This window comes from Nocardioides sp. AX2bis, assembly GCF_902506435.1.
Classification (GTDB): Bacteria; Actinomycetota; Actinomycetes; order Propionibacteriales; family Nocardioidaceae; genus Nocardioides.
Map to the genome: position 1 here is coordinate 3161032 of NZ_LR733215.1, position 14706 is coordinate 3175737.

Genomic DNA, 14706 nt, shown 5'->3' on the forward strand with positions numbered 1-14706 from the left:
GCGGGCCACGCACGACGACCCCCGCGGAGTACGCGGGGGTGGGTCGGCTACGTCCTCGAGTCTACGGCGCCCGGGTCGCCCCACCGGGTCCCGGCAGGCCCCGCCGTCCCTGCGGAGGGATCAGTCGAGGACGTCGAGGTAGACGTCGTCGATGCTGCCGTTCATCGGGTCGGCACTGGCGGAGAGCGGCGCGCCGGTGGGGTCGGTCTTGCCCCCGACGGTGAGCGGGACGCCGGGGGCCAGGCCGGAGAGGCTGCCGATCGGCCCGTTGCGCGACCAGCTGCGACGGGCGACCGTGCCGTCGGCGAGCACCCGCTCCCGGACCAGCGTCACCGTCGCGCCGGTGCGCCGGCAGGTCAGGTCGAACCAGCGGTCCGCCCGCAGCCGGGTGTCGGCGAAGACCGTCACGGCGCCCTCGGCGCCCTTCACGCGGCACGACGGCGTGCGCCCGTCGACCTGCAGCTTCATCTGGGACGCCGCGTCGAAGGTGCCGCGCTGCACGACGTTGTCCCCGTTGTCCACCCTGGTGCCGGTCGAGGTCGCGTCGAGGCGGACGGAGGCGCCGAGGACGAAGTCGCTCGCGCCGGGGTCGAGGTCCGGCGACCCCGTCGAGGTCACGGCGACCAGCGCCACCGGCACGGTCGTCGCGTCGGCGCCCGCGGCGAAGGACGGCAGGCGCAGGGCGCGCCCGGCGCCCTCGTGGCGCACCACGCGGACCACGGCGTCGGCGTTGGTACGCACCTCGGCCGTCGTGGGCGACGTGCCCGCGGTGGGGACCCGGGTCCCCTCCCCGCCTGCCACGGCGGTGTCGAGGTCGAGCACGAGCTCCCGACCGAGGTCGCCCGTGGCGGCGACGGACGTCGCCGCGGCAGCACCCGGGGCGACACCGGGCGAGACCAGCAGCAGCGGCCCGGCGGCGCAGGCCGCCACCGCGGCGACCAGCGCCGCGGACCTCCGACCGACCCGGGTCGAGGCGCGCACGGTGAGGGTGTCCATGGGGGCTCCCGAGAGGTCGGACGACGAGTAGCGGCTCATCCTAGGTCGGCTCAGGGGGTGGGGAGGACGCCGTGGGCGGCGAGCACCGCCCGCAGCCGGTCGTGGCCGTCGTCGAGGTGCCACTGCTCGGCCCTCAGCCCCACGGAGCGGGCGGCCTCGACGTTGTCGGCTCGGTCGTCGACGAAGAGCACGCCCGCGGCCTCGTCCCGGAGCCGCTCGACGGCCCTCTCGAAGTACGCGGGCTCCGGCTTGGCCGCCCCCAGGTCGCAGGAGTAGCAGGAGACGTCGAAGAGGTCGTCGTAGCCCAGGACGGTCCGCATGTGGGCGGCCCGGTGCCGTTCCTGGTTGGTCCCGAGGTGCACCCCGACCCCGGTGGCACGGAGCTCGTCGACCAGCGCCATGGACGTCGGGTCGACCTCGATGGCCAGCCAGACCGCCTCGAAGACCTCCCGCGGGTCGGCCGGGTTGCCCGCCCGGCGGAGGTGGTCCTCGAGGAGGGAGAGGAAGTCCCCCTCGCCCCGCAGCGCCGGCATCTCCTCGGACCAGAAGCCCTCGAGGAAGCCCCGCGCGTCCGGGCCCAGCCACGGCTCGACCAGCGCGACCCAGTCCCCCGGGACACGTTGCAGGACGCCGTCCGCGTCGAGCAGGACGTGGCGTACCGGGCGGCTCACACCTCGGTGCCGTGGGCGCGCACGAACGCCACGACCTGCTCGGCCAGCTCCGGGCGGCACACGATCAGGTCGGGGAGGTAGACCTCGTCCTGGTTGTACTGCAGCGGCGTCCCGTCGACGCGGGAGGTGAAGAGGCCCGCGGCGCGGGCCACGGCCACCGGCGCGGCGCTGTCCCACTCGTACTGGCCGCCGGCGTGGACGTAGGCGTCGGTGAGGTCACGCACGACGGACATCACCTTGACCCCGGCCGAGCCCATCGGGACCAGCTCGGCGTCGAGGTCCTCGGCCAGGGCGGCCACGAAGGCCGGGGGCCGGCTGCGCGACACCGCGATCCGCGGGCGGTCCGAGGTCCGCGGCGGCACCTCCCGCGTCCCGCCGGTGCTGAAGGTCTCCCCCAGGGCCGGCTGCGCCACCGCGCCGGCGACGAGGTCGCCGTCCCCGCCGGAGCCGTCGCCGGCCCCGCGCTGCCAGAGCGCCACGTGGACCGCCCAGTCGTCGCGGGGCGGCTCGGAGAACTCCCGGGTGCCGTCGAGCGGGTCGATGATCCACACGCGGTCCGCCGTCAGGCGCGCCTTGTCGTCCTTGCCCTCCTCGGAGAGCACGGCGTCGTCGGGGCGCATCTCGGCCACCAGCCGCATCAGCAGCTCGTGCGCCGCGGCGTCACCGGCGTCCTTGAGCTCACGACCCTCCAGCCCCTGCTGACGGACCTCCAGCAGGAGGTGGCCCGCCTGCTCGGCCAGCCAGGTGGCCAGGACGTGGTCGTCGGTCGTCGCCTCGCGGGGCGGGTGGCCGGCGTCGGGCTGCTGGGGGCTGTGATCCACGGGCCCCAGGGTAGTCGCAGCCGGGGCCGCGGCCGTCAGGCCAGGTGCGGGACCGGCGCCCCGGGGCGTACCGACGCTGCCGGGCCCGACGTGGCGCGCCCGCGGTAGGGGCCGTCCTCGGCCTGCTGCCGGATCAGCAGCGCCACCGCGGCCAGCTGCGAGCGGACGCCGAGCTTCACGCGGACCGCCCGGCGGTGCGCACGCACGGTGGCCACGGTCGAGCCGATGGCGTGGGCGGTCTCGCCGAGCGACCGCCCCCCGGCCATGGCCTCCAGCACCGCCCGCTCCTCGGTCGTGAGCGAGGCGAGCCTCCGGGCGGGCGACGTCGTCACCGCACGCCGGAGGACCGGGGCGCCGGTGCGAGCGGGGTCGGCGGGGGCGGCGGAGGCGGTCAGGGCAGCCAGGGCGTCCAGGACCGTGGGGAGGCCCGCGTCGGCGTCGAGCACCCAGGAGGCACCCGCCTCGCCGAGGGCGTCCACCGTCGCCGCCCCCCGCGCGTCGGCGCGGCCGTCCACGATCGCGCCCCAGGGCAGCCGGTGCCGGCCGACCACGTCCAGCGCGCGGCACAACGCCTCGGCGCCCACCGGGACCAGCAGGAGCAGCGACCGCGCGGCGGGCGCGTCGTCCTCCTGCCCCGCGCGGGCGTCCACGCCGTGCCCCTGCAGGGCGGCTGCCGTGGCGTCGACGACGAGGGTCGGCTCGCCGTCCACCAGGACCGGCCCGTACCTCCAGCTGTGCCCCATGTCGCTCCCCACCAGACGGATCGGCATCGCCCCGACCCGAGAGGTCCGGTGGTCACGACGCTGTGCAGTACGACTGTGCCGCCACCATCGGCACGTCCCCGCGGTCAAGGGCCATTTTCCCTAGTTTTCGGGATGCAGACGTCCGTGATCCGGCGCCGTGTCCAGGGATCCGCGGGCACCGGGCCCCGACCCTGGTTAACTTGAGCCACCGCTCGGGTCGTCCGTCCGGCCGGAGACGAGGGGGGAGACGGCGCGTGTGGGCAGAACGTCGTGTGGGGACCCCTCGGTGAGCGCCTCCAGCACCGCACGCTCGGACTACCGCGTCGTCGTGCTCGACGACCACGCCCTGTTCGCGGAGTCCCTCGAGCTGGCACTGGGCGTCGAGCAGTACACCGCCATCCGCCCCGAGCCCCCCCAGGCCGGCACCAGCGTCCGCGCCGCGGTGCAGAGCGTGCTCAAGCACCGTCCCGACGTGGTGCTGCTCGACCTCCACCTCGGTGACTTCGGCGACTCCGACGCCCTGATCCGGCCCCTGGCGGAGGCCGGCGCGAACGTGGTCATCGTCTCCAGCACGCTCGACGCCGCCCGCCTGGGCGGGTGCATCCAGCGCGGCGCACGCGCGATCGTCAGCAAGGACCGTCGGCTCAACGAGATCCTCGCGGTCGTCCGCCGGCTGCGCACCGGCCTGCCGGTGCTGACCGCGGAGGAGCGCGAGTCCTTCATCTCCGCGTGGCGGCGCGACCGCCAGGAGAACGAGGTCGCGATGACGCGCCTCGGGCTGCTGTCGAACCGGGAGCGCGAGGTGCTGGCCGACCTGATGGCCGGACGCTCGGTCCGCGAGATCGCCGAGCGCAAGGTCGTCTCCGAGGGCACGGTGCGCACCCAGGTCAAGGCCGTGCTGGCCAAGCTCGAGGTCGGCTCACAGCTGGCGGCGGTCGGACTGGCCCACCGGGTGGGCTGGCGCCCGCCCGGCGACCCCGCGGACCGGGTCGGCGACGCGACCTAGGAGTTGAAGCGCTGCTGGGTGCGCTCGAGACCGTCGGTGAGCAGGCACTCCACGGCGTCGGCCGCGGTGTCCACCTGCAGCGCCAGCTCGTCGCGCTCACGCTTGGCGTAGTCGGAGAGCACGAAGTCGGCGACGTCCTGGCGTCCGGGCGGGCGGCCGATCCCGGCGCGCACGCGGTAGAAGTCACCGCCGCCGAGGGAGGACCGCATCGAGCGCAGCCCGTTGTGGCCGTTGTCGCCGCCGCCGCGCTTGACCCGCAGCGTGCCGAAGTCGATGTCGAGCTCGTCGTGGATCGCCACGACGTGGTCGAGGTCGGTCTTGTAGAACCCGGCGAGGGCCTTGACCGGCCCGCCGAGCTCGTTCATGTACGAGCGGGGCCGCGCGAGGACGATCCGCGGACCCGGCGAGCCCGGGGCACCGAGGCGCCCCTCGACCACGTCGGCCCGACCGGACTTGTGCGACCGCCAGCGGGACCCCAGGCGGCGGGCCAGCTCGTCGGTGACGAGGTAGCCGACGTTGTGGCGGTGCCCGGCGTACCCGGGTCCGGGGTTGCCGAGACCGACGACCAGCCATGCTCCGGCGTCGTCGACCACGGGGTCCTCCTCGCGCTCGTTCCGGGTGCGGGGGGCGGGCGCCGTGGCGCCCGCCCCCCGCACCGGGGAGACCAGTCGGCCCAGGAACCACCTGAGCCGGGTGGCCTTCACTCCTTGTCGCCGCCCTGGGCGTCGTCGGCGGAGTCGGCGGAGTCGCCCTCGGCGTCGTCGGAGGCGGCCTCGGCCTGCTCCTCGTCGGACTCCTCGCGCTCGATGCCGGCCTCGGCCTCGGCGTCCTCGAGCTCGGCCTCCAGCGCCTCGGCGGAGATCTGCTCGGTGACGTTGACGACCAGCGTCTCGGGGTCGGTGACCAGCACCGAGCCCTCGGGCAGGGTGAGCTCGGCCGCGGTGATCTGCGTGCCGGCGGGCAGGCCCTCGACGCTGACCTCGAGGGTCTCGGGGATGTGGGTGGCCTCGGCCTCGACGGTCAGGGTGGTGTTCTCGGTGACGACCAGCGTGTCCGGGCCGGCCTCGCCGGTCACGTGGACCTCGATGTCGACGGTGACGCGCTCGCCACGGCGGACCGCGACGAAGTCGATGTGCTCGAGGGTGCGACGGATCGGGTCGACCTGGATCTGCTTGGTCAGCGCCAGCTGGGTCTCGCCGTCGATCTCGAGCTCGAGCAGCGCGTTGGCGCCGCCGGCCTTGAGCGCCAGCCAGGTGTCGTGGCCCGGCAGGGTCAGGTGGCGGGTGTCGGCGCCGTGGCCGTAGACCACCGCGGGCACCTTGTCGGCGCGGCGGATGCGGCGTGCCGCGCCCTTGCCGAACTCGGTCCGGGTCTCTGCCTTGATCTTCTCGGCGGCCATCGTTGCTCCTGTGTGCTCGTCTGTGCGGGTGCGGTGGTTGGTGGTCGCCGGCGACGGGCGCGGTCGTCGCGCCCGGAGGCAGAAGACGCCGCGTGCCCGGTGATCGGCAGCGCGGCGTGGGCGGCGCTCTCGCGCCCGCCGGCCCTGTCGATCACGGAGCGGCGGGGATCCCCGCGCTCCCTCGCCGAGGCAACCCGGTGATCCTAGACCGTGCGGCGCGGGCGCACCAATCCGAGGACGCCGGTCCGGCGTCGACCTACGCTGCCGCCGTGGAACGTTCCCCGGTGCTCCTGCCCGCCACCGGGGCGGGCCTCTCGATCGCCCGGGGCCGCTCGACCTCGCTGTCGGTGGAGGACGCCGCGGTGGTGCTGCGCCAGGACGGCCGCGAGCAGGTGCTGGCCCGACCGGGTGCGGTGACCCGGGTCGCGCACGACGCCCCGGACCGGCCCGGCCTCGACCCCGACCGGTCCAGCCGCCTGCTGCTCCGCTCGGGCGACCGGGCCGTCGCCGTGGTCCACCTCGACCACTTCACCGCGCCGGCGGTGCTCCTCTCCGGGGACCGGTCGCTGCAGCGCAGCGTCTCGGGTGCCGACGCCCTGGCGGCAGCCCTCGACCTGGCCGTCGAGCAGGCCGACAGGACCGACCGCGAGGTCCTGGGGCAGGCGGGCCGGGAGGTGCAGGTGCGTGGTCGGCTGCGCCGCACGGGCTCGCGGTGGTCGTACGCGGTCCTCCTGCTCGGTGCCGTGCTGACCTTCCTCACCCTCCCCCTGCTCGGCGAGGGCCCCGTCCTCGGCGTGCTGGCAGCAGCCACGGGTCTGGCCGTGACCGCGTGGCCGGCTCTCGCGTGGTGGCGACGCCGGCGGCGCTTCCTGGAGCTGGACGAGGAGGGACCGGACACCGACGAGGGGGGACCCGGGGCCACCCTGCTGTCACCGGCTCCGCCCTACGACGACCTCTTCCCGCACACCCGTCTGCTCGTCGGCCCCCGTGCCGTGGTGCTCCACCACCGTGGCCGGCAGACGCGCCTGGCCGGCGCCGACCTCGGCGGCGTCGACCGTCTCGTCCACGACGGCTCCAGCGCCACGTTCCTCGACGCCCGCCGTCGCGCCCTGCTCGCGATCGACCCGGCGTTCTGGTGCCCCGACCCCACCCGTCCCGAGCGCCTCGCCGACGCCTGTCGCCGCGCCGGGATCGGCGTGGGTCGCGACCCGGTGGTGAGCAGCGGGCTGGTCGCCGAGCCGACGGCCGACCCGGGTGTGATCGACGACGACCCCCGGTTCCTGATGCCGCCCGGCGAGCGCGGCAACGGCACGGCCGTCCTGTCCACGCTCGTCGCCTTCGTGGTGGCGTTGTCCGTCGTGGTCGGCCTCGTCGGCGTGCTCGGCACGCTGCCCCCCGTCACCGGGGAGCCGCTCGCCGTCGTGGCGCTGGTCGGGTCCGGGCTCGTGCTCGTCGCCGCCCTCGTGCTGCTGTCCCTGGTGCTCGGCGTCCGCCGGCGCACCAACCGGTGGGCCCGCCCCGTCACCGCGCCGCCCACCCCGTCCAGGAGGAGCTCATGACCACCCCACCGACCCCGGGCGACATCTCCGCCGTCGGCCTCGAGGGCTGGTTCCCGCTCGACCTCACCCGCACCCCCGAGCAGGTCCACGCCGCGATCCTGGCGGAGTACCCCGCCGGCGACGAGGTGACCGCAGCGACCGCCGAGGGCCTCGTCGGCATGGTCCGCAGCCTCCAGGCACAGACGGGCGAGGGAGAGGCCACCGGGATCGTCAACCTGGCCGCCTGGGTGCTGCTGGACGACCCCGCCACCCTCAGCCCGGTGGCGGTCGCGACGCTGCGCGGTCTGGTCGAGGAGTCGGGGGACCCGATGCAGGTCGTCGCCGGCATGACCGCGGGCGCCGAGCTCTACGACGAGCCGCCCCTGGTCGCCCTCGGGACGGCGTCCGGGCCGGCCACCCTGACCCGGATCCGCACGGTGGAGGTGGTGCGGGGTGGCCGCGAGGTGCACGAGCAGTCCCTGGTCCTCTGGCCCCGCCCGCAGCACGGGTACGTCGTGACCCTGTCGGCCTACGTCCAGGACCTCGTCCTGTCCGACAGGGTCGGCGCCGCGATGCGTCAGCTGGCGACCGGGATCACCGGCCTGTGACGGACCAGGGCCACGGTGGGTCCCTCAGGCGTGACCGTCGAACATCGACGTCACGGAGCCGTCCTCGAAGACCTCGCGGATCGCACGCCCGACCAGCGGGGCGATCGAGAGGCACGTCAGCTTGTCGAAGCTGACGTCGTCGCCCAGCGGCAGGGTGTTGGTGACCACGACCTCGACGGCCGGGGAGCTCTTCAGCCGCTCCACGGCGGGGTCGGAGAGGATCGCGTGCGTGGCCGCGATGATCACGCCGGCCGCACCCTCGGCCATGATCGCCTCGGCGGCCTTCACGATGGTCCCGCCGGTGTCGATCATGTCGTCGACCAGCACGCACATCCGGCCCTTGACCTCGCCGACGACGCGGTTGGCGACGGTCTCGTTGGGCCGGTCGGTGCGACGGGTCTTGTGGATGAAGGCCAGCGGGGCGCCGCCGAGGCGGGCCGACCAGCGCTCGGCGACCTTGATCCGGCCGGCGTCGGGCGAGACCACGCATAGCGACTGGCCGCCGTACTGCTGCTTGACGTAGTCGGCCAGGATCGGCAGCGCCATCAGGTGGTCGACGGGGCCGTCGAAGAAGCCCTGGATCTGGTCGGCGTGCAGGTCGACGGTGATCAGCCGGTCGGCGCCGGCGGTCTTGAAGAGGTCGGCGACCAGGCGGGCCGAGATCGGCTCGCGGCCGCGGTGCTTCTTGTCCTGGCGGGCGTAGCCGTAGAACGGCATCACCACGGTGATCCGCTTCGCGGAGGCGCGCTTGAGCGCGTCGACCATGAGCAGGTGCTCCATGATCCACTCGTTGATCGGCGCGGTGTGGCTCTGCAGCACGAAGGCGTCGCAGCCGCGGACGGACTCCTCGAAGCGCACGTAGAGCTCGCCGTTGGCGAACTCGTAGGCGCTCTGCGGCACCAGCGCGGTGCCGAGGAGGTCGGCCACCTCCTGGGCGAGGACGGGGTGCGCCCGCCCACTGAAGACCATCAGGTTCTTCTCGGTCGTGCGCTTCATGCCGGTCACGGTGCGTCGCTCCAGGGTCGCCGGGGGTGCGGTGGGCCGTGGTTCAGTCTGACGCACCCGGCGCCGGTGGCGCACCTCCGGGTCCCGAGGCCTGGTCAGCGGCCTCGGCCTGGGCGGTCCCCGGTCGGCGCCGCTTCGCCCAGCCCTCGATCACCCGCTGCGGACCCGCGGAGACGGCCAGCGCGCCGGCCGGCACGTCCTCGCGCACGACGGTGCCGGCGCCGGTCGACGCACCGTCACCGACCGTGACGGGCGCGACGAACACGTTGTGGGACCCGGTCCTCGCGTGGCGGCCCACGACGGTGCGGTGCTTGGCCTGCCCGTCGTAGTTGGCGGTGATCGAGCCGGCCCCGATGTTGGTCCCCTCCCCCACCTCCGCGTCGCCGACGTAGGACAGGTGCGGGACCTTCGCACCGCGGCCCAGGACAGCGTTCTTGGTCTCCACGAAGGTGCCGATCTTGCCGTCCTCGCCGAGGTCGGTGCCGGGGCGCAGGTAGGCGAACGGGCCGACGGAGGCGCCGGCGCCGACCACGGCGAGCAGCCCGTGCGTCCGCACCACGCTCGCCCCGGCGCCGACCTCGCAGTCACGCAGGGTGGTGTCGGGGCCGACCACGGCGTCCTCGGCCACGACGGTCGTCCCGAGCAGCTGGGTGCCAGGGAGCAGGGTGACGTCGGGGGCGAGGACCACGTCGGCGTCGACCCAGGTCGTCCCCGGGTCGACGACCGTCACGCCGGCACGCATCCAGCGCTCGAGGATGCGGCGGTTGAGCTCGCGCCCGATCTCGGCCAGCTGCACCCGGTCGTTGGCGCCCTCGGTCTGGCGCACGTCGGCGACCGGGTGGGCGCCGGTGTGCAGGCCCGCCTCGCGGGCCAGGCCGACCAGGTCGGTGAGGTAGTACTCGCCCTTGGCGTTGTCGTTGCGCAGCCGCGGCAGCGCCTCGAGGAGGAAGTCGGCGTCGAGGGCCAGGATCCCGGAGTTGATCTCGGCGATCTCGCGCTGGGCGGGCGTGGCGTCCTTCTCCTCGACGATCGCCTCGACCTCGCCGTCGGCGTCGCGCAGCACCCGGCCGTACCCCGTCGGGTCGGGCACCCGCCCCGAGAGCACGCTCACCGCGCAGTCGGAGGCGGCGTGCTCGTCGGCGAAGGCGCGCAGGGCCTCCCCGGTGAGCAGGGGCGTGTCGCCGTACGCGACCACGACCGTCCCGGTCACCGGGCCCTCGGCGGCGAGCGCGTCGACCGCGACCCGGACCGCGTGGCCGGTGCCGAGCTGCTCCTCCTGCACGGCCAGCAGCGCGTCGGGTCGCCGCTCGGTCACGTGCAGACCGACCAGCTCGCGCTGGTGGCCCACGACGACCGCGACGCGTCCGGGGTCCAGCGACCCCACCGCCGCCAGCACGTGGCCGACCATGGAGCGGCCGGCGACGGCGTGCAGGACCTTCGGGGTCTTCGACCTCATCCTCGTCCCGCCCCCGGCAGCGAGGAGGACCACGGTCAGCTCGTTCGTCACGCTCCCCGGGCAGGAGTCGAACCTGCGTCGCTCGTCCTGGCCCACGAGGTGTGCTGTCGGGCCTGGTCCAGCAGCGAGTGCCGTCCTGGACCAGTCGGTCCAGCCGGGGACTGGCGGTGATCCTAGCGACTGCCGGCCCCGGCGGGGCGGGTGCGGCCGCGGTCAGCCCGTCCGGACGAACGGCGGGGGCCAGCCCTCCTGGCCGGTCTGCTCGCCGTAGAACCGTGCGAAGTCCTCGGTCGTGAAGAGGTCGTGGGCCGTGCCCGACTCGGTCTCGCCGGACGACCTGACGAGGACGGTCGTCGACGCACCCCACCGCCCGTGGCGGAGGATCTCGGTCACACGGTCGAACACCGGGACCAGCTCCCGTCGAGACAGGCCGGGCTGGAGGCGGACCTCTGCGCGGTAGTCGTTGCTCTGCCCGAGCTGGTCCAGATGGTCCAGGTCGGCCGAGCGCACCTCCGGCAGCGCCCGCACGGCTGCGAACAGCTCCTCGTCGGGCACCGCCTCGTACCCCGCCGGCGCGGTGGGGTCCGGCGTGGCTCCACCCGTGCTGCTGCACGCCGCGGCGAGCGCGAGGGCCAGGCCCGCCAGCAACGACCGGGCCCGGGTCCTCCGGCTAGTCAAGACCCAGCCCGAGCGCCGTGGTGAGGACGGCGAACAGGCCGACCCCGAGGGTGTAGAGGACGAGGAGCGCCAGCGCCACCCAGACAGCCGTCGCTCCGGCGACCGGCTCGTGCGACGAGGGATCCTCCGGGTCGTGCATCACCTCGACCAGGTCGCCCTTCCTCAGGACCGTCCGCGACCGGTGCTCACCGCGCTGGGTGCGACCCGCGGGATCGGTGAACTCGTAGCGTCCCTCGAAGACCGTGTACCGCTGGGTCTGGTCGCCGACGGTGACGCTCTCGTTCTTCGCCGACGCCTTCCGCACCTCCGCACTCACCCTCGGCCAGCTGCGGAGCCGGCGTCGCCGCCGCAGCCGTCCTCGGACCCACCAGACCCACCCGGCGACGATCGCCAGCCACAGGACCGCGGCCAGCAGCAGGAACCACGGCTCGGGGGTCACGCGCCCAGGCTAGGACGCACGATGGCCCAGCAGGAGCTGGCTCCCCGGGCGCGAGTCGAACCTGTGTCGGTCCGGGACGGAGTCAACCCGTCCGGACGAACGGCGGGGGCCAGCCCTCCTGGCCGGTCTGCTCGCCGTACCGGTCCTCGTAGTCCGCCGCCTGCCTCAGGCCGACGCTGACGCCACTGACCGTCGCGTCCGAGGAGCTGACCTGGACGACGGCGCCCGCCTCCCAGCGCCCGTGCCGCAGCACCTCCAGGACCTGGTCGAAGACGGCGACGGCCTGCCGACGAGGGAGGTCGGGAGCCAGGCGCACCTCCGCCCGGTACGTGTTGCTCTGCCCGAGCTGGTCCAGGTGGTCCAGGTCGGCCGACCGCACCTTCGGCAGGGCCCGCACGGCTGCGAACAGCTCCTCGTCGGGCACCGCCTCGTACCCCGCCGGCACGGTGGGTTCCGGTGTGGCTCCACCCGTGCTGCTGCACGCCGCGGCGAGCGCGAGGAGCAGGCCTGCCAGCAACGACCGGGCCCGGGTCATCCTGCGGGTGGTGCGACGGTCGGCTCGGGGGTCACGCGCCCAGGCTAGGACCGATGACGCCCCAGCAGGGGCTGGCTCCCCGGGCAAGGGTTCGAGCCGGCGTCAACCCGTCCGGAGGGACGGCAGGGGCCAGCCCTCCTGGCCGGTCTGCTCGCCGTACCGGGCCTCGTAGTCCTCAGCCAGGGTCAGATCGAACGTGACACCGCCGGCGACGTAGGAGCCGGACTGCACGTCCACCTCGTAAGACGCCCCGAACCGTCCGTGCCGGAGCACCCTGAGCACGGTGTCGAACGTGCGGTCGACCCGCTCCTCGGGCAGCCCCTCCTGCATCGTCACCCTGCCCCGGTACGACCTCGACTGGCCGAGCTCGTCGACGTACCGCAGGTCCGAGGCCCGCACCCCGGGCAGGCTCCGCGGGACGGAGAACAGCTCCTCGTCAGGCACCGCCTCGTACCCCGCCGGCACGGTGGGGTCCGGTGTGGCTCCACCCGTGCTGCTGCACGCCGCGGCGAGCGCGACGAGCAGGCCCGCCAGCAACGACCGGGCCCGGGTCATCCTGCGGGTGGTGCGACGGTCGGCTCGGGGGTCACGCGCCCAGGCTAGGACCGATGACGCCCCAGCAGGGGCTGGCTCCCCGGGCAGGAGTCGAACCTGCGTCGCTTGTCCTGATTCAAAGTCAGGCGGGCCCTACCGGCAGACCAACCGGGGATCGACCGCGCCCAACTCTAGGACCTGCCCCCGCGTCGGCGCGGGGCCCTAGGGTCGGCGGGGTGGACCTCCCCGTGATGCCGCCGGTGCGGCCGATGCTCGCGAAGTCCGTCAGCGGGGTCCCCGACCCCGCGAAGCACGGCGGACTGTCCTTCGAGCCGAAGTGGGACGGGTTCCGCTGCCTGGTCTTCCGCGACGGCGACGAGGTCGAGCTGGCCAGCCGCAACACCAAGCCGCTGACCCGCTACTTCCCCGAGGTGGTGGCGGCGGTGCTCGAGCAGCTGCCCGAGCGGTGCGTGCTGGACGGCGAGGTCTTCGTGGCCGCCGACGGCCGGCTGCAGTTCGAGACCCTGCAGGAGCGCATCCACCCCGCGGCCTCGCGGGTGCGGATGCTGAGCGAGCAGACCCCCGCCGGGTTCGTCGCCTTCGACCTCCTCGCGCTGGGCGACACCTCCTTCGTGGACCGTCCGTTCGCCGAGCGTCGGGCGGCCCTGGCCGACGCACTCGGCGGGCTGGGCACCGACGGCCCGTGCTACCTGACCCGGACCACCACCGAGCAGGCCGAGGCGCAACGGTGGTTCGAGCAGTTCGAGGGGGCCGGGCTCGACGGCGTGGTCGCCAAGCCGCTCGACGCTCCGTACGTCGAGAACGGGCGCACGATGCTGAAGATCAAGCACGTCCGCACCGCCGACGTGGTCGTCGCGGGCTACCGCGAGCACAAGACCAGCACGCCGGAGCGGCCGCTGCTGGGCAGCCTGCTGCTCGGCCTGCACGCCGGCGGGTCCCTCCAGCACGTCGGCGTGAGCGCCAGCTTCACCGAGGCCCGCCGCGCCGAGCTGGTCACCGAGCTGCAGCCGCTGGTCTGCCCGATCGAGGAGCACCCGTGGTCGGCGTGGGCCGGCGACGCGGTCGCGAACCCCGACCGGATGCCGGGCACCCAGAGCCGGTGGAGCGTCGGCAAGGACCTCTCCTTCGTCCCGCTGCGGCCCGAGCGGGTGCTCGAGGTCAAGTACGACCACATGGAGGGACGCCGTTTCCGCCACACCGCGCACTTCCTGCGCTGGCGACCCGACCGGGACGCCGCCTCGTGCGGCTACGAGCAGCTCGAGGAGCCGGTCTCCTACGACCTGGGTACGGTGCTCTCAGGAGGTCGTGATGACTGAGCAGGGACAGGACCGGCCCGACGGCACGGGCGCGCACTACGACGTGGTGCTGCTGGTCGAGCAGGCGCTGAGCGCCGCCGACGCCAGCCAGGTGCGCTCGCTGCACGTGGGCATCGAGGAGCAGGTGCGCTACCACCTCGTCCTGCCGGTCGAGGACGCCGCGCTGCGGGTCGAGGCCGCGCTGGGCAGCATGTCGACCGGGGAGGTCCTCAGCCCGCCTGCGGCGCCGATGGCCGACGTCGACGTCGACGCGGTGCGCGAGCAGACCCACCACCGGGCCGCGAGCACCCTGGCCACCAGCACCGCGGCGCTCGAGGGTGCCGGCGCGGTCGTCGGCACCAGCCGCGCGGTCGACGAGGAGCCGGTCGACGCCCTCACGGCGGTGATCGAGGAGGTCGGCGGCCAGGAGGCCATCGTGCTGACCCGGCCGCACCTGGTGGCCGAGTTCTTCCACGTCGACTGGGCCTCGCAGGCGCGGCGCCACCTCGGCATCCCGGTGCTGCACCTGGTCGAGCACGAGACGTTCGACGAGCAGACCGGCGGCCCCGAGGGCGTCACCGGCTTCTGAACCGCCCGGGGGCATCACCACCGCTTCCACCCCTGTTACCGGGGCTTACCCGCTTTTGGGCGGACCGTTGACGTGCTGTTCCCCTGCCTCCCGCGCGGCTCCCCTAGCGTTCTCGTCGAGGGTCCTAGGACCCCACTGCACGTGCTGCCAGGGTCCGGGGGGACCCGACCGTCTCCGGGGGGAGAAACGGTCAGGCAGACGCAGACGGAGGAGCCGGCCGGGACACCTGGCCGGCTCCTTCGTCGCTCCCCGGGGTCGGTGGCGACGCCCGGTCGGAGAGGCCCGGCGCCACCAGGCAGGACAGCAGCGGATCGCTGCCACCTGGTGACAGTGATCCGCTGCTGTCAGCGTCCCCGCGCAAGATCGCGTGCG

Annotated in this window: 17 protein-coding genes and 2 tRNA genes; 5 read left to right on the top strand and 14 right to left on the bottom strand. The window is 74.4% G+C overall.

Annotation, left to right across the window (positions count from 1 at the left end):
• Nucleotides 1-120: 120 nt before the first annotated feature.
• Genes GV155_RS15160 through GV155_RS15175 form a run of 4 tightly spaced genes read right to left on the bottom strand, consistent with a single transcriptional unit; the run spans nucleotide 121 to nucleotide 3258 of the window.
• On the bottom strand, nucleotides 121-996 hold the full coding sequence (locus GV155_RS15160; protein WP_160009282.1) for a hypothetical protein: 876 nt from the start codon (nucleotides 994-996) through the stop codon (nucleotides 121-123).
• A 50-nt stretch (nucleotides 997-1046) separates the two neighbouring features.
• Nucleotides 1047-1667 carry an HAD-IA family hydrolase gene (locus GV155_RS15165; RefSeq protein ID WP_160009284.1) on the bottom strand — a complete coding sequence of 207 codons (621 nt, stop codon included), beginning with the start codon at nucleotides 1665-1667 and terminating at the stop codon, nucleotides 1047-1049.
• Nucleotides 1664-2488: a 3'(2'),5'-bisphosphate nucleotidase CysQ gene (locus GV155_RS15170; protein ID WP_160009286.1), complete on the bottom strand. Its 825-nt coding sequence runs from the start codon at nucleotides 2486-2488 to the stop codon at nucleotides 1664-1666. Before GV155_RS15170 ends, GV155_RS15165 begins: the two co-directional genes overlap by 4 nt.
• Before the next feature lie 35 nt (nucleotides 2489-2523).
• Entirely contained in the window at nucleotides 2524-3258 is a 735-nt protein-coding gene (locus GV155_RS15175; protein WP_160009288.1) for a helix-turn-helix transcriptional regulator, read from the bottom strand.
• 259 nt (nucleotides 3259-3517) lie between these two features.
• Here GV155_RS15175 and GV155_RS15180 point away from each other — a divergent pair, with 259 nt between their 5' ends.
• Complete coding sequence (locus GV155_RS15180) at nucleotides 3518-4237, top strand: response regulator transcription factor (RefSeq protein WP_160009290.1); 720 nt, start codon at nucleotides 3518-3520, stop codon at nucleotides 4235-4237.
• On the opposite strand, the gene pth is transcribed toward GV155_RS15180, so the two are convergent.
• Together pth and GV155_RS15190 are read right to left on the bottom strand one after the other, a co-directional pair.
• Nucleotides 4234-4830: an aminoacyl-tRNA hydrolase gene (gene pth / locus GV155_RS15185; RefSeq protein WP_160009292.1), complete on the bottom strand. Its 597-nt coding sequence runs from the start codon at nucleotides 4828-4830 to the stop codon at nucleotides 4234-4236. The two genes, GV155_RS15180 and pth, sit on opposite strands and share 4 nt — an antisense overlap.
• 107 nt (nucleotides 4831-4937) lie before the next feature.
• On the bottom strand, nucleotides 4938-5636 hold the full coding sequence (locus tag GV155_RS15190; protein WP_160009294.1) for a 50S ribosomal protein L25/general stress protein Ctc: 699 nt from the start codon (nucleotides 5634-5636) through the stop codon (nucleotides 4938-4940).
• Nucleotides 5637-5905: 269 nt separating this feature from the next.
• Between GV155_RS15190 and GV155_RS15195 the strand changes: the two genes are divergently transcribed.
• Together GV155_RS15195 and GV155_RS15200 are read left to right on the top strand one after the other, a co-directional pair.
• Nucleotides 5906-7195, top strand: a complete 1290-nt coding sequence (locus GV155_RS15195) for a hypothetical protein (RefSeq protein WP_160009296.1) — start codon at nucleotides 5906-5908, stop codon at nucleotides 7193-7195.
• A complete protein-coding gene (locus tag GV155_RS15200; RefSeq protein ID WP_160009298.1) occupies nucleotides 7192-7782 on the top strand; it encodes a hypothetical protein in 591 nt (196 codons plus the stop codon). Before GV155_RS15195 ends, GV155_RS15200 begins: the two co-directional genes overlap by 4 nt.
• Nucleotides 7783-7806: 24 nt before the next feature.
• Here the strand turns inward: GV155_RS15200 and GV155_RS15205 are convergent, their stop codons facing one another.
• From GV155_RS15205 to GV155_RS15240, 8 genes are all read right to left on the bottom strand, one after another.
• On the bottom strand, nucleotides 7807-8787 hold the full coding sequence (locus GV155_RS15205) for a ribose-phosphate pyrophosphokinase (protein ID WP_442938847.1): 981 nt from the start codon (nucleotides 8785-8787) through the stop codon (nucleotides 7807-7809).
• Nucleotides 8788-8830: 43 nt separating this feature from the next.
• Nucleotides 8831-10339, bottom strand: a complete 1509-nt coding sequence (gene glmU / locus GV155_RS15210) for a bifunctional UDP-N-acetylglucosamine diphosphorylase/glucosamine-1-phosphate N-acetyltransferase GlmU (protein ID WP_328820806.1) — start codon at nucleotides 10337-10339, stop codon at nucleotides 8831-8833.
• A tRNA-OTHER gene (locus tag GV155_RS15215) sits at nucleotides 10296-10404 on the bottom strand. Before GV155_RS15215 ends, glmU begins: the two co-directional genes overlap by 44 nt.
• A gap of 52 nt (nucleotides 10405-10456) precedes the next feature.
• Nucleotides 10457-10921, bottom strand: coding sequence for a hypothetical protein (locus GV155_RS15220; RefSeq protein WP_160009304.1), 465 nt, complete (start codon nucleotides 10919-10921; stop codon nucleotides 10457-10459).
• On the bottom strand, nucleotides 10914-11360 hold the full coding sequence (locus GV155_RS15225) for a DUF3592 domain-containing protein (protein ID WP_160009306.1): 447 nt from the start codon (nucleotides 11358-11360) through the stop codon (nucleotides 10914-10916). The genes GV155_RS15220 and GV155_RS15225 overlap by 8 nt, the downstream gene beginning before the upstream one ends.
• A gap of 82 nt (nucleotides 11361-11442) precedes the next feature.
• The gene (locus tag GV155_RS15230) at nucleotides 11443-11895 is read right to left on the bottom strand and encodes a hypothetical protein (protein ID WP_160009308.1); all 453 of its coding nucleotides are present in this window, start codon (nucleotides 11893-11895) and stop codon (nucleotides 11443-11445) included.
• Between the two features lie 102 nt (nucleotides 11896-11997).
• Nucleotides 11998-12450, bottom strand: coding sequence for a hypothetical protein (locus tag GV155_RS15235; RefSeq protein ID WP_160009310.1), 453 nt, complete (start codon nucleotides 12448-12450; stop codon nucleotides 11998-12000).
• Nucleotides 12451-12522: 72 nt separating this feature from the next.
• A tRNA-Gln gene (locus GV155_RS15240) sits at nucleotides 12523-12604 on the bottom strand.
• 61 nt (nucleotides 12605-12665) lie between these two features.
• Between GV155_RS15240 and GV155_RS15245 the strand changes: the two genes are divergently transcribed.
• Entirely contained in the window at nucleotides 12666-13766 is a 1101-nt protein-coding gene (locus GV155_RS15245; protein ID WP_201300188.1) for an ATP-dependent DNA ligase, read from the top strand.
• A complete protein-coding gene (locus tag GV155_RS15250; protein ID WP_160009312.1) occupies nucleotides 13759-14334 on the top strand; it encodes a hypothetical protein in 576 nt (191 codons plus the stop codon). Before GV155_RS15245 ends, GV155_RS15250 begins: the two co-directional genes overlap by 8 nt.
• The last annotated feature ends 372 nt before the right edge of the window (nucleotides 14335-14706 follow it).

Coding starts and splice junctions, on each gene's coding strand:
- GV155_RS15160 (WP_160009282.1), bottom strand. CDS start 996: ATGGACACCCTCACCGTGCGCGCCTCGACCCGGGTCGGTCGGAGGTCC.
- GV155_RS15175 (WP_160009288.1), bottom strand. CDS start 3,258: ATGCCGATCCGTCTGGTGGGGAGCGACATGGGGCACAGCTGGAGGTAC.
- GV155_RS15190 (WP_160009294.1), bottom strand. CDS start 5,636: ATGGCCGCCGAGAAGATCAAGGCAGAGACCCGGACCGAGTTCGGCAAG.
- GV155_RS15200 (WP_160009298.1), top strand. CDS start 7,192: ATGACCACCCCACCGACCCCGGGCGACATCTCCGCCGTCGGCCTCGAG.
- GV155_RS15230 (WP_160009308.1), bottom strand. CDS start 11,895: ATGACCCGGGCCCGGTCGTTGCTGGCAGGCCTGCTCCTCGCGCTCGCC.
- GV155_RS15235 (WP_160009310.1), bottom strand. CDS start 12,450: ATGACCCGGGCCCGGTCGTTGCTGGCGGGCCTGCTCGTCGCGCTCGCC.
- GV155_RS15250 (WP_160009312.1), top strand. CDS start 13,759: ATGACTGAGCAGGGACAGGACCGGCCCGACGGCACGGGCGCGCACTAC.